Here is a 20,529-nt window from a genome sequence, read left to right on the forward strand (position 1 = left end):
ATGAAGGAACTGCCGCACGGAATTTTGAATACCTATGCGCTAGCCCTGCCGCGAGGGCATGCATTCGGGATGCGTCCGCCGTGCGAATCCTGGCAAAGTGACGATGGGCTTTCAATCGGGATAATCAGGCGGGACGTCGATACCGATGAATTGGGTATAATGGTGAGGCGCCGTCGGCTCGATCATGTTTGGATCACGGTTGTTGAAGACCGGCCAATTCCCACACTGGTAGAAGCGCGCGTTGCATTGTCTGGCTTGCTCATCGACAAGCCGCCGGAGCCGCTCCCCCCGAACACAGCACCTAGGCCAGCCCTCTATGATTTTGAAGGTCGCACGCTGAGTGATGCGTTCAAGGTTCTATCGACTCGTTCTCATCGAGTAGCGGCGTGGATGATGAACCAGCTGTACTTGTCGCTCCCTCATCCAGACAAGAACTGGACCGGGGATTGCCAGACGGGGAACTTTCACACGCGCTTGTGGGAAGCTCAATTGTTGGCGGCTTTCCGGGAACAAGGGCTTTTGGTCGAGCAGCCGCACCCATCGCCTGATTTTCGGATTGAAAATCGGCTCGGCGGGGAAGCATGGGTCGAGGCAGTCACCGCGAATCCGATTGTTCCATACAATCACGTCAACGCGCCGCCAAGCGAGCAGCCAGACGACAAAGAAGAACTATCCTCTGGGGCGGCCGCGCTACGTTTTGCGAAAACGCTTGGGAGTAAGCTTCAGCGAGACTATCCTTCGCTGCCTCATGTGGCCGGAAAACCTTTTGCGATCGCTCTTGCCGACTTCCATGCTCCCGCATCAATGGTGTGGAGCCGGGAGGCACTGATCAGCTATCTTTATGGCATGCGGGCGTACACTGCCGACGTCGATGGGAAACGTATCGCTATATCCGTTCCGATGACTGAGCTCTTGGGTCCTTCGAAATTTCCAGCTGGACTATTCGCTTCGGATCGACAGAGTGATTTGTCTGCCGTCATATTTTCTAACGCCTGCTCGATTGCAAAGCTGAACCGCGTGGGGGTGACCTTGGGCGCGAAGACTGATGGGCTGCGGTACATGCGTATCGGCCAACTCTTTGACAGAACGCCTGGTGCCTTGGAAGGCATATCATTTTGCCTTGATATACGAAGCAAAGATTACCTATCGCTGTGGCCGCAGGGCAGCGAACCGTGGTCGGCGGAGATGGAGGTGTTTCACAATCCGTTTGCTCGGTGCAAGCTTCCAAAGGAGTTGCTGCCGGAAGCAACACACTGGTTCGAAGAAGCCGGCGAACTTGTCTGCTCTTCCTACTACGAAACATCGGTACTTTGGTCGCAATCACTAATCTTGGATGAGGATGCGAGGATCCCTACCCTCGACGATTTCCTACCATCTTCTCAAGCCGGTGCTTGATGTGGCAGAGGTATAGAGGCCGATTCCGATCAGGGGCGAAATGACAAAGTGGCACCCGCTGCCGAGCACGTCCGCTAGGACATCTAACTATCGGAAGAATCCGTTTGTCTCGAGTAAGAACCGAACTGAGTAGGGGGTTAGGTCAAAAACTTGCCTTGAAACGAGCGCGCCGTCAGGATGCGCCTGGATGTGTTCACCGCTTTCTACATCGTAATAATTGAGAGCGATTTCCGGGGGCCATGCAAATTTAGGGTCGAACGGTACCTCTGCATATGGATTGAAATAGACTTGCAGCCCATCCAGATGGGTCTCACGATAAAATGATGAATGCTGGATAATCATATCTGCACCGCCGATCTGATTCCCGCCTTCTCGTCTCTGCGTGACAAGGTAGTTCAGCGTGGTGAGCTGAAACCGGTGCGTTCCGACCTGCCAGAGTTTCGAACCGGGCTCAACCTTGTCCTTGTCGATCAGCCTGTAGCGGGTTGCTCGGACGAGTCTATCCATTTTACTTTCAACAACGGCTTTTCCAAAAGTCCCGACCGTCGAGAACAAAACGGCGCTGATCTCTTTGAACGTGTCGTTCGTGAAAATTCCCATCTCAACCGGCGCACCCGAAGGCTTCAGAAGAGGGGTTTACTTGTCTTGTTTCCCTAGGTCTGGCCCTTCGAGCACCGGCGGTGCCATACCAAAAAGGACCATGTTGATAAGTTCGTTGTTTTGAGAGAGCGAGAGGTCGCTATCGAAGGGCGCGATCGCAATGAGAAATGGTCGACCGCGCACGTGGCTCATTGAGGAATACGGGTGCTTCTTTCCATAGCTGCCGCGGTAAAGATCCTGACCTTGCCCCCAAGTTTTATCCAATTTTGAGTTCGCTCCAGCGGTTTTTGGATGCTGTATTTGGGGCGGTAGCGGCGGGTTGCGGTGCGGAGCCATTTCGGCTGCGCAGCACCGCATCACGTCGCGGGTTGATGGTCTGAGCGAACTCGGCAGGCGTCAGCCAACCAAGGCCTGAGTGCGGGCGGTGATCGTTGTAATCGCTGCGCCAGTTTAAAAGCGCGGATCGAGCTTGAGGCAATGACGAGAACAGGGTTTCATTCAAGAACTCGTCTCGCAGCCGTCCGTTGAAGCTTTCGATGAAGGCGTTCTGGATCGGCTTGCCCGGGGCAATGTAATGCCAATCCACCTTGCCCCGATCCGTCCATTGCAGAATCGCGTTGCTGGTGAATTCGCTGCCGTTGTCGCTGACGATCATCCTGGGCTTGCCGCGTGCCTGGATGATCCGGTCCAGCTCACGGGCAACCCGCAGGCCGGACAGCGAAGTATCGGCGATGAGGCCCAAGCATTCTCTGGTGCAATCGTCGACGACCGTCAGAATCCGGAACCTGCGTCCATCGGTGAGTTGATCCGACACGAAGTCCAGCGACCAACGATCATTGGCAGTCATCGGGATCAGCATCGGCGCTCGGGTGCCAATCGCTCGCTTACGGCCGCCGCGCTTGCGCACCGTCAGCTTCTCCTCCCGATAGAGCCGGAAGAGCTTTTTGTGGTTCACTAGGTGTCCCTCACGTCTGAGCAGCACATGAATGCGTCGATAGCCGAAGCGGCGGCGTTCATGTGCCAGCGCCTTCATTCGCTCGCGAAGGCCATGATCGTCGCTGCGCCTGGTTTCATAACGGATCGTCATTCGGCAAAAGCCGATGGCTTTACACGCCCGCCGTTCGCTCATCCCATGTTGGCTCATCAGATGCGCGACAGCACTCCGCTTGGCTGCGGGCGTCACCACTTCTTTCCCAAAAGGTCTTTCAGAGCAGCATTGTCGAGCATCGCATCCGCCAGAAGCCGCTTCAGCTTCGCGTTCTCGTCCTCCAGCGTCTTCAGCCGCTTGGCTTCGGACACGTCCATGCCGCCGAATTTGGCCTTCCATTTATAGATGCTCGCATCGCTGACGCCGTGCTTGCGGCAAAGCTCCGAGACCGGCGTGCCCGCCTCGTGCTCCTTCAGAATCCCGATGATCTGTTCGTCTGTGAAACGGTTGCGCTTCATTCTCTGGTCCTCTCAATGGCCAGAGCTTACTTCAAAATGGATTATTTCAACGGGGCAAGGTCAGAGATCCAGACGTCACTCTCGTCCTCGACAGTGATTTCAGCCTGAAGCGCGCCCAGTTTCTCGCTGATGTTCGTCGCATCATCTGATCGTGTCCCTGGAAGTGGTGTAGGTCGCGGCTGATGGCCGTGCTTTCCAACGTAGGGCCGGAGGAATATCAGCGTGCCACAGCGGGCAGACTGATCTGGGGATCATCGCTCATTTGCACCATGGTCTCAAGTGTCAGGTATCTGGCGCGTTGGACGGCCCATTCATCATTCTGTTCGAGCAGCAGTGCGCCAACGAGACGGACGATCGCTTCGTCGTTCGGAAAGATGCCGACCACCTCGGTGCGGCGCTTGATTTCGCCGTTGAGACGTTCAATCGGATTCGTTGAGTGCAGCTTTGCCCGATGCTCCTTCGGGAAGGTCATGTAGGCCAGCACGTCCTCTTCAGCGTCGTCCATGATGGTGGCGAGCTTCGGCACTTTCGGTCTGATCTGATCGGCGACACTGCGCCATTGAGCGCTTGCTGCCTCCGGGGTCTCCTGGGCAAAGGCCGTTGCGATGAAGGCGGATACGACCCGCCTGCCGCTCTTTCCAGCATGTGCCAGCACGTTCCTCATGAAGTGAACCCGGCACCTTTGCCAGGTGGCATTGAGAACCTTGGTGACGGCGACCTTGAGACCTTCATGCGCATCGGACACGACAAGCTTGACGCCACGCAATCCTCGGCGTGTCAGCCTGCGCAGGAATTCCGTCCAGATCGGCTCGGCTTCGGACGTGCCGACTTCCATACCCAGAACCTCACGCCGCCCGTCGCTGTTGACGCCGACCGCGATGATGACGGCAACAGAGACGATGCGACCACCACGCCGGACTTTGAGGTAAGTCGCGTCGACCCAGACGTATGGCCAGTCACCTTCAATCGGCCTGTCGAGGAACGCCTTCACCTTGACATCGATCTCTTCGCACAGGCGGCTCACCTGGCTCTTGGAGATGCCGCTCATGCCCATCGCTTTGACGAGATCATCGACCGAGCGCGTCGAGATGCCCTGGATATAAGCCTCCTGGATAACGGCGGTCAGAGCCTTCTCGGCCATCCGACGGGGTTCGAGGAAGCTCGGAAAGTAGCTGCCCTTGCGTAGCTTTGGAATGCGGAGCTCGACCGTTCCGGCCCGAGTCTCCCAATCCCTATCACGATAGCCATTGCGTTGAGCGAGACGCATCGGGTTCTTCTCGCCGAAGTCAGCACCGGTGGCTGAACCTACCTCCAGTTCCATCAGTCGCTCGGCTGCAAAGCCGATCATCTCGCGCAATAAATCGGCATCGGCGCTCTTCTCAACGAGCGAACGCACGTTCATCATGTCATTGGTCATCGGTGATCTTTCCATCAGGTTGGTCTTGAACAACCCGACCCTAAATGGAAAACACTGATGGCCGCCTAAACCTCAGGACCTACACCACTTGATGGGACACGATCCATCATCTAGCAATGCGCTTCGGATGAGGAGAGTGATCTTCTCTCCATTCAACTCAAGTTTGGGTCGGTCATCGACAACCCGGAAATCGGGTTTGTCACCCTCAACGGCGCCGTCAGTTCTCACTGACGGCAGAGACTTCCCCTCGTCTTCACACCAGAAGGCCTTGTCGAAGATGTCGAGGGGCGATGCGCCACACCCGGGGCAGTGCCAGAGGTTTTGAGCGATCTGAATACCGGTAATCTTTCCGCTACAATGTAAGCAGAACCACGCGTCCGACTCGCGCCCCCACAACGGGCGGCGAACAACCCCGTCGAGGTCGGGTTTCGTGGACCGTCGGGGCCAATCCGTGGAGATTTCGCCCCGAACCCAGCCCGATCTCTCACTAGGCTAGTTTCCGTCCATAAAGACGCGTATTTTTCTGCGTTTACAATTACTTGTCCTTGGTGCAAGGGTCCTTGAGGGGCGCTGGCGGGATAAAGGGCGCGGTTTCTGTGCAGAGCGGAGTTACGGGCGCGATCACGCGCACGCGACGAGGGCCGGTATGACCGGTTCGAGGCGGCCGCGATGGCGGGTCGGCATCAGCTCGGTTTGAGGCGTGAGAAGAGAACGAGGTTGTAGGCCACGACCGAGGACCAGACGTAAGCCTTGAAGTGGTCAAGGCCGCGCCAGGTGCAACGCGCCAAGCCGTAAGCGCGCTTGAGGCATGAGATGCCAGCTTCGATGCCGGCGCGGAAGTTGCGCAGCTTGCGGTAAACCCAATTGCTTTGGACCATGTCCTCGATCCTAAGGCCGGCCTTCTTGTGAAACGCCATGTCGCGAACGCCCCAGGCCTTCGCTGTGGCCAGATTGTCGCGGCTGGCGAAGCCGCCATCGGCCGCCGCCTGCCGCGGCGCGTGTCCATAGAACGCGATGTGACGCTCCAGCATCGGCAGTAGCCGGTCGCTGTCGGCGGGATTGCCTGCTTCGATCACCAGATCGAGGATCATGCCGCTCCTGCCGGTGGTCAGGTTGAGCTTGTGGCCGTATTCGGCGTCGCGACTGCCTTTGACGATGATATCGGCGTGGGATTCAAACAGGCTGACCAGCTTCTCGCCGGCAGGCACCGGCTCGCCGGCCAATACCCGCCGCTCGCTCTGTGTGAGGATGCGTTCGATCAGCGGCCGATAGTGACAGACCTGGCGTTGCCACAGTTTGATGAACGGATTGGTCGCCGCGGCCAATCGCTCGCTCGCCCGACGCAGATAGGCCAGGGTCGCGCGGGCGATCGTGATCAGCTCGCGGTAGAGTTGGACTCGGTTGGGCCGACCGCGCGTGAACTGGATGCGGCGGGCGCGCTTCTTGGCCGCTCGGCAATGATCACGCCATGACGGACCGGCGTCGCCAACCAACGCATCAGCCTGCTTCAGCAGGCGCACCATGACCCGTACAGCATCCCACAGCAAGCTACTGTCGCTCGGTTCGTGCATGAGCGCCGAGGTCACAGTGCTGTCCAACCGCACGACCGCGCCATCTTCGCGCTTCGCCTGCTGAGCACTCAACAGCAGTGCCCGATTGATCTGTTCCCAGGTCTCGGGCCGGATCGCGCTAATCGTCTTTTGCAGCACCGACTTCTGCGGGTTCCACGACCACGGCAGCCGGGCAAAGGCGCGGAACGACGCCGAGTCCTCCAGATGGAACGCCAGCTCCTGATAACTCAGTTGTCGGTATTGCTTGAGCAGCGCGCAGCGCAACACCGCTTCGGCGGGCAGCCCCTGTCGTCCGGTGGCTTTGACGCCGAAACGAACCAGGTCCCGGGCCACCAAGCCAAGTAGATCGCGATGCTCGTCCAGCCATTGCGACATCGCCTTCAGCTCATGGCCGATCTCGTGTGTCGCGAAAACATCGAATATGCTGGCTTGGACGGTGCGTTCTTGGCGCATTGTCGGCTCCGGCGGTGAAGGACTTTGGAATCAGTGGCATGATCCAAGGTACCTGAAACCGCCGGGCTTTGCCCGTGCAAACTACGATTCAGCCAACAAAATCAACACTTTGTCGTTTATGGACGGAAACTAGGCTAAGTGCTTTCTGGAGGAATTCCAGCTCAAACACCGGGCATTTGCCATCATTTTCGGTGACTGTCTGGACGATCGGCCGCGCACCAGGGTTTTCTGGCACTGTGATGCTCCACCCATCTCCCACCATGATGACATCGTGTAAAGCCACTTGAAGGCGGTATGGGTGATCGCCGATCATGCCATGTTCGGCGTTATCCAGGTACGCCAAGCGGTGGGCCATTGCTGCAGGATGCCCAGCCTGAAAATCTGCTGGAAGAGCTCCCTCAACGATGGCTTCGACGCTCGCCATCTGTTCGGGACTGGGGATCCAATCCTTTTTGCTGGTGGAGACGAGTTTGGTCCAGCTAACGAATCCCAATTCCCCCGCAAGCAAGTCGAGAGCTTGGTGTAGCGAGACCCTGTTGGCCCGCGCGTATCTTTTAGCAAGACGCCTGAGGCTGCTAAGTTTATTCGCTTCGGTCATATCCATGTCCTGAAATGATCCGACCATGTACCCGCTAATGGCCAGACCATGCCGATTGGCACGGGTGACACTTCAGAAATGAAACGCTGACCTAGCTTTGCGTGGCGGGCACACCGGCCCGCGTGTAGGGCCAAGCTTTGTATGCCAGGCAGGGCGTCGTCGGTCAAGCGAATGCAAATTTACCCACGGCGATTTGACACAGCACGCCGGCAACCGCGGAACGGTGATGACACTGTCACAGTATTTCAATGCTTTAGTTTGAATTGGCCGGCGGGCCGCGGGTTCATATCCCTTCAAGGCGAAGGACCGGAGACATCCGGACTGAGCGGCATGTTGCCGGCTTCCAGTCTCAGGCGGATGGAGAGTTCGCGTTGCTGCCTTTGATCTGGACGCCCGGGAAGCGGGAAGAACGGATTCTTGGTCCGTATGAATCCGAGCGTCTCAATTGGGGCCGGAAGCGGTCCGGCAAGTTTCGGAATAGCAACGAGAATGCCGGACATTGCGTGAAACGCGGTAAGCGGTTAGCTGACGGCGTCCGACCTGAAGTTCCAGGGCATGAGGGCTTCGATTTCGGATGCTGGCCAGCCTTGAGCAATGCGGGTCAGGGTCTGCGAGAGCCAGTCGAGCGGATCGGCGCCATTCATTTTCCATGTTTTATGCCGACCGTCGAACTATGCCGAGCACCTCTTCCAACATACCGGTTGAAACGCGCTTCTCTTGCCGTTTTGGTCGAAGACCAGTCGTTGGCACTCGGCATAGTTCTCATGCTCAGAGGGCGTTCAGGAATTCCAGAAGCCGGTCATTTGGTCGAAATCGCTTGGTCTTGGCGCCTTCGTACGGCTTCAGCTTTGCGAGTGCGGATTCCTTCAGTTCAAGATGTGCATGAAGATAGGTCAGCGTCGTTTCCATCGCCTCATGGCCCAGCCACAGGGCAATGACCGAGCAATCGACGCCCGCCTGTAGCGGCTCCATGGCAGCGCTGTGCCGCAAGACATGGGGCGACACCCGCTTCGAGCGAAGGGAGACGCAGTGCTCGCGCGCTTTGGCGACATATTTGTTCAGCAGGGCCTGCACGCCGTCGGCGCTGAGGCTGCCACCGTGCATATTCGGAAAGAGAGCCGTTGCGCCTCGCTTCCCTGGTTCCTTGAGCCAACGCCGGAGGGCTTGCTGTGCAACCTTGGTGAGCGGCGTACTTCGCTCTTTGCGGCCCTTGCCGACGCATTGCACATGCGCGCCCTGGCCCAGCATTACCGAGTCTCGGTCAAGATCGATGATCTCGGAGACCCGCAGCCCCGTTTGCGCGGCCAGCAATAGCAGAGTGTAGTCGCGGCGCCCCAGCCACGTGCTTCGATCCGTGCAGTCCAGGATTGCTTCAATCTCGGGCCTGGTTAGAAACTGAAGCTGCCGCTTGTCACATCGCTTGCTGGGGATCGCGAGCACACGCTGAATATGGGCGCTATGTGCCGGCTCCTCGAACGAAGCATATCGGAAGAATGATCGAATGGCTGTGAGGCGGAGATTCCGGGTCCTCACCGAGGCGGCTCTCTTCGTCTCAAGATCCTCCAGGAATGCGCCGATGAAAGGAGCGTCCAAATCCCGCAGTGTCAACTGAGATGGGGCTCTCCCAAGGCGCGTCTGTGCGAACGCAAACAGGAGCCTGAAGGTGTCGCGATAGGAGGCAATGGTATTGGAACTTACACCTCGATGCTTCATGAGCCGATCTGTGAACCACCGCTCGATCAGCACGGCCAGGTCGTTCGTGCGTCTCATGACCGAATCTCCCAGCGCTTATCCAATCGCCGTACGGCATGGTTCATCAGTTCCGGCGCGGCGGACAGGTACCAGTAGGTGTCGCGAACATTCGCATGGCCGAGGAAGGTCGAGAGAACCGGCAGCTCGCGTTCCACATCTTCGCCAGCGCGATGCCAGTTGATCAGGGTCTGGACGGCGAAACGGTGACGAAGATCATGAATCCGTGGGCCATCGCGATTCCCCTCCTGCCGTAATCCGATTTGCCGGGAAAGTCGCCAGAACACGCGGTGCACGTATTGATGCAGCAATCTGCCGCCCTGTTCGGCGACGAAGAAATAGGGACTGCGCGGCGTACCAAGGTGTGCATCGCGTCGGACGGCATAGTCTGAAAGGACAGCGATTGTCGTGGCGTGCAGCGGGACCAGCCGTGACTTGCCGAACTTTGTCTCTCGGATAGTAATGACGCCCTGGTCGAGATCGACGTCGGCCCGGAGCAGGCCGAGCGCTTCGGAATGGCGCAGTCCGGCCACCGCTATCAGTCCGAACCGGCAGTGATTCCAGCGTCGAGGGCCGGCGGCAGCGAAAGTGCTGCCGCCACAAGCGCCTGAATCTCGATCTCGCTATAGATGTAGGGCTTTGTCCGCCGTGCCGGCGGCACAGCGTCGCTTAGTGGCACTTCCGTCAGAGGATCGAAATGAGTGAGGTGCTAGGCAAAGCAGCGCACATCAGCCAGGCGGATGGACCAACTCGGCTGTCGGCCCATCAACGTCACCCATTCCATCGCCAGATCAGTCGTGATGGTATCGGCGCCGCGGGCTTCCATGAAGGTGACGAATGACGACAACCGTCGTGCCGGACCGTCGTATTTGTATCCCAGCCCTTGGCGCATGCCGACATAGCGCTTGAGCGTTGTGCGAAGCCGGCTCATTGGACACCTCCCGGCCAGGGTAGGCTCAGTTCACGCAGCTTCTCAATAGGTACTGTCACATTGATTGAGCGGTGGTTCTTGTAGGTCGGTGCACTCACGGTCATGGGTGCGCTGCTACCTCAATTTCCTTACCGCTCAATCAATGTGACAGTACCCGTCTAGCCGCACTAGCGCTTCATTGACCATCAGCCGGATCGGGCGCAGTGGATGATCGGCTGGCACGAAATCCTCCAACCGCTCATCGTGAACAGCTGCTCCATGAACACATCGCTCCTGCGCATCGAACCCCTCGCCAAGGGGATCGGTAGTCTATCTTTGGCGTAGGTATTTCAGCAGTCTGCTAGGCGCCCGCCGCCACGTGCGGGCGACGCCGGCATCAACCGGCGGGCAGATGTGCCGAGGGCAACAAGCGCGCCTGACGTAACGCCGCCAGATCAGCCGAGCCGGTGCAGAAGCAGGCGACGGCCAACTGGCGGATGACGATCTCGAAATGTGAGACAACCGCCTCGGTGGACACCGTCGCCGCGCCCAGCACGCCGGCCGCCTGCCCAGCGATGTCCGCGCCCAGGCGGATGGCCTTGGCCACGTCGACGCCGTCGCGGATCCCGCCCGACGCGATCAGCTTCACCGTTGGCAGCGCCCGACGTACCGCCTGCACGCTGGCCGGGGTCGGAATCCCCCAATCAGCGAACGCCATCGCCACGGTACGGTCGGCGGCATCGCGGGCGCGCTCGCCCTCCACCGCGGCCCAACTGGTGCCGCCGGCGCCGGCGACATCGATTACCGCCACGCCCGCCTCGACGAGCGCACAGGCCACCGAGGCGGACAGGCCCGACCCCACTTCCTTAGCCACGATCGGCACGCCCACGCTGCGCGCGGCGCGAGCGATCTGCGCCAGGACGCCGCGCCAGTCGCGGTCGCCCTCCGGCTGTACCGCTTCCTGCAGCGGATTGAGATGGATGATGAGTCCATCGGCCTCCAGCGCATCCACCGCCCGGCGCGCCAGGTCCAGGCCGTCGGCCTCGCGAAGTTGCGCGGCGCCGATATTGGCCAGCAAGGGAATGTCTGGGGCCAGGCGGCGCAGCGCGCGCGTCAGCCCCTGGGAGTTGAGGGATTGCAGGCTCAAGCGCTGCGAACCGACGCACATGGCGATCCCCAAGTCTTGCGCTGCCTCGCTCAGATGCCGGTTGATGGCCTCGGCGCGTGGCATGCCGCCGGTCATGGAGCTGATCAGCAGCGGCGCGCGCATGGTCTTGCCCAGCAGCGAGGCGCGCAGGTCGATCTGCGTCAGCTCCAACTCGGGCAATGCGCAGTGTTCGAAACGGATGTACTCCCAGCCGGCGGCGACCGTGGCCGGCGCCGTTCGCCGATCCAGCACGATGTCCAGATGGTCGTCCTTGCGCCGGCTCAGGGCGGTGTCGCTCATGCTCGCTCCATCCGTCGCATCGGGCGACGGCGTTGCGTCGGATCGGACCGACGGCAGCGCGCACACGCCGCCGCCTCCCGCGCATTCAGGCCGGCGCACGCTGGCCTCCCCCCGCAGCGTCGCTGCGGTAGCGGCTGGTCGAGGTCTGGTAGAACTGCGCGCGGATGGCCGCCATGGCCTCGATCAAGGGTCCCCACGGCGCGGGAAAGCGTTCTTCCGCCATCACCCGGTGCAGCATGCGCGTATGGCCGGCCAGCTCGTCGTTGAGGAACTCCACCGCAGGCATAGCCGGATAGCGCTGCTGCACCAGGATCGCCGCGTTGTCGGCCTCGCCGGCCGACCTGTCCTTGTCGCGTCCATGCAGATCGTTCTGCAGGCGCCCTATCGCGGAGATGAGCCGCAGGACATGGCGAAACGCCGGACGCGCGCGCAAGGTCGCCATGTCCAGCCCCCACAGCAACGACAGGCAACAGAACACGTTCGCGTAGCCGATCGAATCGATACCGTTGTGCAGGTACTCGGCGTAGGACCAGCGTTCCGCCCCTGCCGCCTGCGCGTGTCCGGCGCGCAGCGCCGCGCAGTAGCACCGGGTATCGTCGAGAAGCTGAGCATAGTCGCGACGATCGTAGGCGAGCGCGGCCAGCGAAGCGCGCAGCACAGCGCAGCCCTCGAATCCGGGGAGCGCGCACGGCACGCCCTGCCCCACCGCCAGCTCCACTGCGGCGAGCTGCTCCGGCGCGATCAGGCCAAGGTCGTTGCAATCGTCGAGCCAGAACAGCAGCGCCAGTTCGCGATAGAACGCCACGATCAGCGTTTCGTCCTGCGGATCGCGGCCGGTGCGGGCGCTGGTGTCGCGCAGGCTCGGGTGGATGCGCTGCAGGATGTACTGGCCGCCCCTGACTGCTTCCTCGGCATGCTCGTCGGCGAACCCGGTCAGGGAACGCCCCCACTCCAGCACCTGCTGCAGCGCGCGTTCGGTCTGGATCATGGTGCCGCTCCTGCTCCCTCGGCCAGGACGCGCCGCCCCCAACGAAGCGCCAGCCACAACCCGGCGAGTTCGGCCACGCGCACGACCCGGGTGGGGCAATACAGTTCCTTGCCGATCCACAACGGCGTCTGCGGCAATGCATGCGCCGCATGGCGGGCGAGCATCCACTCCAGCGCACGCGCCACCGCCTGCGCGATGCGCCGGCGCCCTGTCGGCTCTTCGCTCCCGTCCATCACGTGCAACGCGAACAGCGCATAGGCGGTTTCCTCGAATGTGGACGCGCGACCGGCGCCCCAGCCGCCGTCGTCGCGCTGCGCCTGCAGCAGCGCCGCTAACGCGCGCTCGTCGCGCCACTGGGGCTTGCCTTGCGCAAGCGCAGCGACCGCATGCGCGGTGGGATACAGCCACGAAACGTGCCATTTTTCGTTGTCCCATAGACCGTGCGGGTTGCGATTGGCCTCGACGTAGGCGCTGGTGCCGGCGGCGGGCTTTCCCAACAGTCGCAACGCATGCAGGGCATGGATGTTGGTCGACACCGAGGCATTGCGCTCGCCGGGGAAGGTGACGAACAGCTCGCCGATTTCGAAATGGCGCAACGCATCGACCGCCGGCTCGCGGCCTGCAAGGCGCAGGACGCACAACGCAACGGCGGTGTCGTCCGCATCGGCCGCGAAGTGCAAGGCCGGGCCCAGACCGCGCACGCCCAGGCGGGCGTCGAGCTGCGCGACGATCACGCGCACCGCCTCGGCGAGCGCGGGATGCGCGAACAGCCCGGCCAGATGCAGGGTGTACAGCGACCAGCATGGCTCGAACACATTGATCGGCCAGACGTTGGGAACGACGCCTTCGATGCCGCTGCGCGTCGCCCGCGATGCCGCTTGCAGATACGCGTCGGCGCGCCCGACCTGCGGCGTGCTCCCCTGTGTGACGGCGTGCGCACGCCACGCGGCGGTGGCCGCCGGACTGATGCCGATGCTGCCGTCGTCATCAGGGCATGCAGTGGTCGGCGACGTCCCCCAGGCTTCCCAGGAGTGCAGCAACGGATGGCCGCTCGGCAACGTCGCCACCGCCCGCAGCTTGACCAGGCACGCTTGCCGCAACGGCAACAGCGCCGGATGGCGCGGAAACTCCACGCCGCCCAGCAAGGATGCGGCCTCGCCGCACAACTGCGGCAGGATCAGCTCCGCGCCGATCGGCGCGTCTTCCGGCACCACATGCGAGTAGGGATCGGGCTGGCGCTCGAGGAACCGGGTTGCAGTCTGGACTGCGTCGGCAGCGCCGAGAAGAGGATCGGCACGCTGCAATGCCAGCAACGCCGCCCACGTGGGCGCATGGCGGAACAGCGGGAAGTCCGCGCTTCCCCATCCGCCATCGGCCTGTTGCTGCGCGATGAGCCACGCGTATGCGTCCTGCCGACCGGTGACGTTGCCGTGGAACTGTAGAGCTCGCGCCGTGTCATAGACGGACGGACCGACGCTGCCGCCGTCGCTCATCTCGCTCAGCAGGTGGCGCAATTCGGAAAGGATCTGTTCGGACAGCGCGTTCACGCGGAATGTTCCTTCTGCAGACGGTTGACGAGAACCAGGATCGGGCAGTCGCCGCGAACTCGGACACAGTGCTGCATGCACCGCTGCCGCTGGTCGATCCAGCGGCACACGGGCGACTCCATGCGGACGGCGCGCTCATGCGCATGGCGCGTGCTTGAACAGATACGCGTTGGCCCGCTGCAGCATCTGCGCCATGCGTTCCGCACGCGGCCCCAGCGGGGCGATGGCCTCCCCGGCGTCGCGCAACAGATCCAGCGCGAACTGGCGCGCTGCCTGCAGCCCCATGATCGACGCGCAGGTCGGCTTCTGCCCCGCCGCGTCCTTGCCGGGGGTCTTGCCCAGCGTCGCGGTATCCGCAGTCGCGTCGAGAATGTCGTCGACCACCTGCAACGCCAGGCCGAAACAGGCGCTGTAGCGATCGAGCGCACAGTACAGCGCAGCGTGCGCGGCATCCTCCGCGATGGCGCATAGCGCGCCCATGCGAACGGATGCGCGCACTAGCGCTCCGCACTTCATCCGGTGCATTGCCACGATCCTGTCCAGCTCGACGTGCTTTCCGACCAGCGACAGATCCATGGCCTGCCCGCCTGCGGCACCCTCGGCGGACACCGCCCGCGCCAGTTCGCGCACGAGCGCGATACGGTTGTCGCCCGGCGCATCCAGGCTCGCCAGGGTGAGGAAGGCGTGCGCCTGCAGCGCATCGCCGACCAGGATCGCAGTGGCTTCGCCGAACCTGACGTGCACGGTCGGAAGGCCGCGGCGAAGCACGTCGTCGTCCATCGCGGGCAGGTCGTCGTGGACCAGGGTACAGGCGTGCATCATCTCGATGGCAGCGCCGACGTCGTCGAGCATGTGCGCCGGCGTGTCGGCCAGTGCGCCGGCAGCCAGACAGAGCAATGCGCGGGTGCGCTTCCCGCCATGCAAGGTGGCGTAGCGCATCGCCGCCATCAGCTCGGTCTCACCGTCGTCTTCGGCGCAGAGAAGACGCGCTAGCGCCTGTTCGACCCGCTTTGCGCCGTCCTGCATCCAGATCTCCGGCAGCAGCCTGCCGGATGCGCCGCCGCCGAGCGCGGAAACGCCAGTTCGGTCGTCGTGTAGCGTGGAATCGGTCTGCATGTTGTTCATGTCCTTGTACCTGACAGGAGACGGCCACGGCGAGCGGCGATCCGCCGCGGCCGGCGCCGCTGCCTCGCCACACGGGGCATGCGATGCCAGCTCATGAGATATGGCTGCCGCGGGAATGCGCCGTTGGCCGAGTTGCAATTCCTGCAGCGCGCGACGCGGCAGGAGCGTGATTGCCGGATGCACGCGCAGCGTCTCGCGGAATAGCGCCTCGGCGACCGGACACTGCGCCAGGTCCTCGTGCCGGGTCGGCGCCGCGCCCACGCGTTGCGCCTCCTCGACCAGGGCGTCCCACAGCACAGGCTGCCGCGCCAGCTCGATCACCATCCAGGCCATCGTCGAGGCGGTGGTGTCGTGACCAGCAAGCAGCAGCAAGCGGATATTGGCGACCAGGACGTCATCGGAGAGCGCATCGTCGCTGCGATCGAAGGCGCTCACCATGTCGTTGATCAACCCGGTGCGCGCGGCATGCGCGCGCGCGTCGCGGACGAACTGGCGCAACCGCGCATCGATCCAGTCGCGGGCGGCGCGGCCGCGCCGCAAGGGCAGTCCGGGCAGGTCGACCGGGGGCGCGACGATCAACTGCAGCAGTTGCCGGTACTTGCGATGCCATCCCGGCAGGTCCTGCGCTGGGATTCCCATGAGGCGGAAGATGAGCTTGAGCATCAGGTCGCCGGTTTCGCGCAGGATGGCTACGTCGCCGCGGTCGCGCCACGCCTGCACCCGCGCCCGGATGACGGGCGCGAACAGGGCGCCGATGCCGGCCTGGGTCAGCCCCTTGGGCAGGAGCGCCGCCTTGATTGCATCGCGCGCCTGCCGGTGCGCGCCGCCGTCCTGGGCGACCAACGTTCCGCCAAGTAATTCGGGCGCGATCTCTTCGATCAGCGCCGAGGACACATCCTTGTGCCGGAGTAGTGCGAACGCATCTGGATCCACGCAGGTCATCAGGTGTCCGGCAGGCCCGAAATCCAGCCAGAAGTGGCTGCCCAGCGTCCGTTCCGCGCGCCGCAGCAGGCGCGGCAGGTCGCAGACGATGGCGGGAAGATGCCCGACCAGGGGGAAAGCGCCGGGCACGACCGGGATGTCGTACCGCAGCCGGTGCCGACGGTCCAGCGGGTTGAGCAGCATGTCCATCAGCAGCGCCCCGCTTCGGCGGTGTCGCCGGCAGCCCGCGCGGCGCGGCTGTTGCCACCGTCGGCGTACGTCGGGACATGCGCCAGCATGCCGCCGTCGATGCACACGACCTGGCCGGTGATGAACGCAGCATCGTCGGAGAGCAGGAAGGCCACCAGCGCGGCCACGTCCCTTGCCGATGCCGGCGCCGGTCACCACGGCCACTTTGCCTTCAAACCGTCCCATCGTGTCCTCCTGGATTGCGTTGGTCTTTCGCGGCATGCCGCTCAGCCTCCGCCGGAGAAGGCGCAGGGTCCGCGCTGGCGCGCTCGCCATCGCCAGTGTCGCTTTCGATGACCCGGATGGCGGCGACCGGGCACTGGCTGGCCGCGAGCAGCACGGCGGCGTGCAGCGCCTGCGGGACCGTCGCCACGCACACTTCGGCCACGCCGTCCGGTTTGCGCTGGCGAAAGGTGCCCGGCAGCGTCAGCACGCACTGCCCGGTGGTTCCGCACAGATCCTGGTCGACCACGACGCGCATCTCAGCCCCCCCCTTGCGCATGCAGCCGCACCGGCAGCGCGCGGAACGTCCTGAGGAACGCGGAGGGCTCCCGGGTCGGCTGCTCGGCCAATGCCAGCGTGGGGAAGCGCGCCTGGATCCGCGGCAGGCTCTCGGCCAACTGCATCCGGGCCAGTTGCGCACCGGGGCAGAAGTGGATGCCGTGGCCGAAGCTCAGCATGATCTTCCCGTCGGTCGACATGCCAGGATTGGTGCCGCCAGGATTGGTGCCGTAGAACCGCGCGGGATCGAAGCGGTCGGGATCGGCGAAGGCGTCCGGGTCGCGATTGCCGGCCGCGATCAGCAACCGCACGTCCGCGTTCTTCGGGATCACCACGCCGCCCAGCTCGATGTCGCGCTGGGCGATACGCGGAGTGGGGCTGAACAGGACGGGCGCGTCGCAGCGCAGGACTTCTTCGACGAATGCCTTCACCCCCACGGCGTCTCCCTGCAGCCAGTGCCGCTGTTCGGGATACGCCCGCATCGCCAGGACCGCATGGTCGATGGTCGCAGCAGTGGTGGCGAAGCCGCCCAGCAGCATGCCCCACAGCATGCTGATCAACTCCGCATCCGACAGCGTGTCGGCATCGTCGTCGTGTGCGCCGACCAGCATCGACACGATGTCGTGGCGGGGATCGGTGCGCTTGCGCTGTATGAGGTCGCCAAAGTAGGCCAGCACCCTGGCGCTGGCCGCGTCCGCCGCGGCGAGCTGGGGATCGCTGGCGTGCGGGCCCAGGCCTTCCACAATGGCGCCGATGCCGGCGGCGAGCCCCAACATGTCGTCCTGGGGCAGGCCGAACAGTTCGGCGAAGACCAGCATGGGCAAGGCTAGCGCGAATTCCCGATGCAGGTCCACCGCCTCCCCGCGCTCCAGCGCGGGCGCCATGCCGTCCAGGCGCGCTGCGACGATGCGCGCGGTGCTCGGCCGCAGGTTGTCGATCTGGCGCATGGTGAAGTCGCGCGAGATCAGCCGGCGCAGACGCGTATGCGTCGGTGGGTCCTTCATCGCTAGCGTGGATGCCATCAGATTGACCGACAGGCTCGTCGCGGCACGCGGGAAATAGCGCGCCAGTTCGCCCGGCGCCGGTCCCCGAAACGCATCGCCCGTGGCCTTGAGCGCCCAGTAGATGTCGGCGTGGCGGCTCAACAGAAAGAGGCCCGACGCCGCGCGATGCACGGGATCGTGCTCGCGCAACCACCGCATGAACGGATACGGGTCGTGGATGCACGCTGGCGACGCCAGTTCGGCGAAGGCGTCCCGGCATGCTGCAGTGGTTTCTTGCGCGTCCATCTTGGTTACCTGTTGGCTGGCTGATCTGACAAGCGATGGAAGGGTATCCGGCGTGTGCCGCCGTTCAACTAAGGCAGCAAGAGTTGTGCCAACTGCGCAGAGAGCGCCTCAGATAAGCTGCTCTGCACATCATTCTATGACTTAACTGAGCGCGGCACGCGCGGGCCGAACATCACTATGTCGCGGACGCGACAAACCCGACAGTAGGTCAACGCAAGGTATGTCGGTCGCCTTAGCTTGGCGCAGAAGTCAGGGTTCGTCTGTCGGGCATGATCGGACGTCCAGTATGGAACCGAAGCTATGTCATCGAAGGGAGGAAGGTGACCGGCAGGCGCTGCGGGAGCGAATGACGTAAGACGAAGCTATACTAGCTTAGCTAGTGCCCGTCCATAAACGGCAAGTCGCTGATATTGTTGGTTATTCTCGGTTTTTCCGCGGGTAAAGCCCGGCGGTTTCAGGTACACTTTAGCATCAAGCGACTGATTCTAAAGGGAAACCCGCAACCGCCGGAGCCGACAATGCGCCAAGAACGCACCGTCCAGGCGAGCATATTCGATCTTTTCGCCGAACACGAGATTGGCCGTGAACTGAAAGCGATGTCGCGATGGCTGGACGAGCAGCGCGATCTGCTCGGCCTAGTGGCGCGAGACCTGTGTCGAGACGGCATCAGGGCCACTGGACGGCGAGGGCTGCCGGCCGAAGCGGTGCTGCGCTGCGCGCTGCTCAAGCAATACCGACAGCTGAGCTATCAGGAGTTGGCCTTCCATCTGGAAGACTCCGCCTCGTTTCGAGCCTTTGCCCGGCTGCCGTGGTCATGGAGCCCGCAGAAGTCGGTGCTGCAAAAGACGATCAGCGCGATCCGGCCCGAGACCTGGGAAGAGATCAATCGGGCACTGCTATCGAACGCTCGGCGGGCGAAGCTCGAAGATGGCACCGTCGTGCGGCTGGACAGCACCGTGACCTCAGCACTCATGCACGAACCGAGCGACAGCAGCCTGCTGTGGGATGCTGTGCGGGTGATGGTGCGCCTGCTGAAGCAGGCTGATGCGTTGGTCGGCGACGCCGGTCTGGCGTGGCGCGATCATCGCCGCGCGGCCAAGAAGCGCGCCCGCAGAATCCAGTTCACACGTGGTCGGCCCAATCGTGTCCAGCTCTACCGCGAGCTGATCGCGATCGCCCGCGCGACACTGGCCTATCTGCAGCAGGCGAGCGAGCGATTGGCTGTAGCGACCAATCCGCTTGTCGAACTGTGGCAGGTCCAGGTCTGTCACTATCGCCCGCTGATCGAACGGATCATCAGCCAGAGTGAGCGGCGGGTGTTGGCCGGCGAACCGGTGCCAGCCAGCGAGAAGCTGGTGAGCCTGTTTGAATCGCATGCCGATATCATCGTCAAAGGCAGCCGCGACGTCGAATACGGCCATAAGCTCAACCTGACCACCGGCAGGAGCGGCATGATCCTCGATCTCGTGGTCGAGACTGGCAATCCGGCCGACAGCGATCGGTTGCTGCCAATGCTGGAGCGCCACATCGCCTTCTATGGCAACGCGCCACGGCAGGCGGCGGCCGATGGCGGCTTTGCCACGCGCAACAACTTGACCGCAGCGAAGGCCCGGGGCGTTCGCGACATGGCCTTCCACAAAAAGGCCGGCCTCCGGATCGAGGACATGGTCAAAAGCAATTGGGTCTATCGCAAGCTGCGCAACTTCCGCGCCGGCATCGAGGCCGGCATCTCCTGCCTGAAGCGGGCCTACGGCTTGGCGCGTTGCACCTGGCGCGGCCTTGAGCACTTCAAGAGTTATGTCTGGTCCTCGGTCGTGGCCTACAACCTCGTCCTCCTCACGCGCCTCAAACCGACCTGATGCCCACCCGATATCGCACCTGCCTCCCGCCGGCCATGCCGCTCCGGCGTCGTGCGCCCAACAACCCCCAACAACCCCGCTCAGACGAAAACCAGCGCCCCTTGACCCCGTCCACACCCTCCAAGCCGACGCCGACCTACGACAAGTGCTTGCAAACCCTACAAAATATGCGCGTTTATGGACGGAAACTAGCTAGATCAGCTTCGGCCATCAACGATCCCGAAACCGCCGAATATGTCTCCAGGCGCTGCGGCGCTACGACTGTGGAGGTCAATCAACTAAGCCGGTGGACGCAGTCCTCCGGCTCGTCGAGAACCCGCTCGAAGCAACTTGTCAGCCGGCGGCTGATCCTGCCGCATGAAGCGTGGCATGCGCGCCGACGAACAGTCTTCACCGCCGGCAATGCGCCTCTTAGGTGCGGGCGCGCGATCTGGTTTCGCAGAGCGGATATGAAAGCATGCGTG

15 protein-coding genes and 6 pseudogenes are annotated in these 20,529 nt (G+C 62.7%); 3 read left to right on the forward strand and 18 right to left on the reverse strand.

Translation table 11 applies throughout. From position 1 onward, the window contains the following. Positions 1 to 1,395, forward strand: coding sequence for a hypothetical protein (locus SS05631_RS26530; RefSeq protein ID WP_037427091.1), 1,395 nt, complete (start codon positions 1 to 3; stop codon positions 1,393 to 1,395). 87 nt (positions 1,396 to 1,482) lie between these two features. Here the strand turns inward: SS05631_RS26530 and SS05631_RS32150 are convergent, their stop codons facing one another. The 18 genes and pseudogenes from SS05631_RS32150 to SS05631_RS26620 form a co-directional block, all read right to left on the reverse strand. Beyond that, positions 1,483 to 1,995 (reverse strand): hypothetical protein, encoded by a 513-nt coding sequence (locus SS05631_RS32150; protein ID WP_050988427.1) that lies wholly within the window; start codon positions 1,993 to 1,995, stop codon positions 1,483 to 1,485. A gap of 36 nt (positions 1,996 to 2,031) precedes the next feature. After that, entirely contained in the window at positions 2,032 to 2,259 is a 228-nt protein-coding gene (locus SS05631_RS31180; protein WP_157213228.1) for a hypothetical protein, read from the reverse strand. Next, positions 2,252 to 3,441, reverse strand: a protein-coding gene (locus SS05631_RS26540) for an IS3 family transposase (protein WP_086022819.1) whose coding sequence is annotated in 2 segments (ribosomal slippage) — positions 2,252 to 3,192 and positions 3,192 to 3,441 — 1,191 coding nt in all. Because the reading frame shifts where the segments join, the coding sequence is not laid out codon by codon here. Before SS05631_RS26540 ends, SS05631_RS31180 begins: the two co-directional genes overlap by 8 nt. Before the next feature lie 217 nt (positions 3,442 to 3,658). Next, positions 3,659 to 4,858, reverse strand: a complete 1,200-nt coding sequence (locus SS05631_RS26545) for an IS256 family transposase (protein WP_037427698.1) — start codon at positions 4,856 to 4,858, stop codon at positions 3,659 to 3,661. Between the two features lie 683 nt (positions 4,859 to 5,541). After that, positions 5,542 to 6,882, reverse strand: a complete 1,341-nt coding sequence (locus tag SS05631_RS26555; RefSeq protein ID WP_037427600.1) for an ISNCY family transposase — start codon at positions 6,880 to 6,882, stop codon at positions 5,542 to 5,544. 88 nt (positions 6,883 to 6,970) lie between these two features. Further along, complete coding sequence (locus SS05631_RS26560) at positions 6,971 to 7,480, reverse strand: hypothetical protein (protein ID WP_172900204.1); 510 nt, start codon at positions 7,478 to 7,480, stop codon at positions 6,971 to 6,973. A gap of 521 nt (positions 7,481 to 8,001) precedes the next feature. Further along, positions 8,002 to 8,127: pseudogene (locus SS05631_RS26570) on the reverse strand (transposase domain-containing protein); the annotation flags it as partial. A gap of 121 nt (positions 8,128 to 8,248) precedes the next feature. After that, positions 8,249 to 9,250, reverse strand: a complete 1,002-nt coding sequence (locus SS05631_RS26575) for a tyrosine-type recombinase/integrase (RefSeq protein ID WP_095678107.1) — start codon at positions 9,248 to 9,250, stop codon at positions 8,249 to 8,251. Continuing rightward, positions 9,247 to 10,160 (reverse strand): annotated as a pseudogene (locus SS05631_RS26580) (tyrosine-type recombinase/integrase). Before SS05631_RS26580 ends, SS05631_RS26575 begins: the two are co-directional and overlap by 4 nt. A 153-nt stretch (positions 10,161 to 10,313) precedes the next feature. After that, positions 10,314 to 10,441 (reverse strand): annotated as a pseudogene (locus SS05631_RS32155) (IS5/IS1182 family transposase); the annotation flags it as partial. Between the two features lie 95 nt (positions 10,442 to 10,536). Beyond that, complete coding sequence (fni, locus tag SS05631_RS26590; RefSeq protein WP_037427386.1) at positions 10,537 to 11,586, reverse strand: type 2 isopentenyl-diphosphate Delta-isomerase; 1,050 nt, start codon at positions 11,584 to 11,586, stop codon at positions 10,537 to 10,539. Between the two features lie 85 nt (positions 11,587 to 11,671). Further along, the gene (locus SS05631_RS26595; protein ID WP_014857758.1) at positions 11,672 to 12,574 is read right to left on the reverse strand and encodes a hypothetical protein; all 903 of its coding nucleotides are present in this window, start codon (positions 12,572 to 12,574) and stop codon (positions 11,672 to 11,674) included. Then, the gene (locus tag SS05631_RS26600) at positions 12,571 to 14,121 is read right to left on the reverse strand and encodes a hypothetical protein (protein WP_037427384.1); all 1,551 of its coding nucleotides are present in this window, start codon (positions 14,119 to 14,121) and stop codon (positions 12,571 to 12,573) included. The genes SS05631_RS26595 and SS05631_RS26600 overlap by 4 nt, the downstream gene beginning before the upstream one ends. Positions 14,122 to 14,256: 135 nt before the next feature. Beyond that, the gene (locus tag SS05631_RS32160) at positions 14,257 to 15,237 is read right to left on the reverse strand and encodes a polyprenyl synthetase family protein (RefSeq protein ID WP_034859625.1); all 981 of its coding nucleotides are present in this window, start codon (positions 15,235 to 15,237) and stop codon (positions 14,257 to 14,259) included. Positions 15,238 to 15,354: 117 nt separating this feature from the next. After that, a pseudogene (locus SS05631_RS32165) lies at positions 15,355 to 16,377 on the reverse strand (cytochrome P450); the annotation flags it as partial. Next, a pseudogene (locus SS05631_RS26610) lies at positions 16,377 to 16,547 on the reverse strand (SDR family oxidoreductase); the annotation flags it as partial. The pseudogenes SS05631_RS32165 and SS05631_RS26610, both read right to left, overlap by 1 nt. A gap of 41 nt (positions 16,548 to 16,588) precedes the next feature. Continuing rightward, entirely contained in the window at positions 16,589 to 16,897 is a 309-nt protein-coding gene (locus SS05631_RS26615; protein ID WP_034859623.1) for a ferredoxin, read from the reverse strand. Position 16,898: 1 nt separating this feature from the next. After that, the gene (locus tag SS05631_RS26620) at positions 16,899 to 18,206 is read right to left on the reverse strand and encodes a cytochrome P450 (protein ID WP_014857763.1); all 1,308 of its coding nucleotides are present in this window, start codon (positions 18,204 to 18,206) and stop codon (positions 16,899 to 16,901) included. Positions 18,207 to 18,724: 518 nt separating this feature from the next. On the opposite strand from SS05631_RS26620, the gene SS05631_RS26625 reads away from it, so the two are divergent. Both SS05631_RS26625 and SS05631_RS32175 read left to right on the forward strand, forming a co-directional pair. Beyond that, complete coding sequence (locus tag SS05631_RS26625; RefSeq protein ID WP_037427385.1) at positions 18,725 to 20,065, forward strand: ISNCY family transposase; 1,341 nt, start codon at positions 18,725 to 18,727, stop codon at positions 20,063 to 20,065. A gap of 152 nt (positions 20,066 to 20,217) precedes the next feature. Then, positions 20,218 to 20,529, forward strand: a pseudogene (locus SS05631_RS32175) (type IV secretory system conjugative DNA transfer family protein); the annotation flags it as partial.

It is taken from the genome of Sinorhizobium sp. CCBAU 05631, from assembly GCF_002288505.1.
Lineage (GTDB): Bacteria > Pseudomonadota > Alphaproteobacteria > Rhizobiales > Rhizobiaceae > Sinorhizobium > Sinorhizobium fredii_C.

Coding starts and splice junctions, on each gene's coding strand:
- SS05631_RS26545 (WP_037427698.1), bottom strand. CDS start 4,858: ATGACCAATGACATGATGAACGTGCGTTCGCTCGTTGAGAAGAGCGCC.
- fni (WP_037427386.1), bottom strand. CDS start 11,586: ATGAGCGACACCGCCCTGAGCCGGCGCAAGGACGACCATCTGGACATC.
- SS05631_RS26620 (WP_014857763.1), bottom strand. CDS start 18,206: ATGGACGCGCAAGAAACCACTGCAGCATGCCGGGACGCCTTCGCCGAA.
- SS05631_RS26575 (WP_095678107.1), bottom strand. CDS start 9,250: ATGAGACGCACGAACGACCTGGCCGTGCTGATCGAGCGGTGGTTCACA.
- SS05631_RS26560 (WP_172900204.1), bottom strand. CDS start 7,480: ATGACCGAAGCGAATAAACTTAGCAGCCTCAGGCGTCTTGCTAAAAGA.
- SS05631_RS26625 (WP_037427385.1), top strand. CDS start 18,725: ATGCGCCAAGAACGCACCGTCCAGGCGAGCATATTCGATCTTTTCGCC.
- SS05631_RS26530 (WP_037427091.1), top strand. CDS start 1: ATGAAGGAACTGCCGCACGGAATTTTGAATACCTATGCGCTAGCCCTG.
- SS05631_RS32160 (WP_034859625.1), bottom strand. CDS start 15,237: ATGCAGACCGATTCCACGCTACACGACGACCGAACTGGCGTTTCCGCG.
- SS05631_RS32150 (WP_050988427.1), bottom strand. CDS start 1,995: ATGGGAATTTTCACGAACGACACGTTCAAAGAGATCAGCGCCGTTTTG.
- SS05631_RS26595 (WP_014857758.1), bottom strand. CDS start 12,574: ATGATCCAGACCGAACGCGCGCTGCAGCAGGTGCTGGAGTGGGGGCGT.
- SS05631_RS26615 (WP_034859623.1), bottom strand. CDS start 16,897: ATGCGCGTCGTGGTCGACCAGGATCTGTGCGGAACCACCGGGCAGTGC.
- SS05631_RS26555 (WP_037427600.1), bottom strand. CDS start 6,882: ATGCGCCAAGAACGCACCGTCCAAGCCAGCATATTCGATGTTTTCGCG.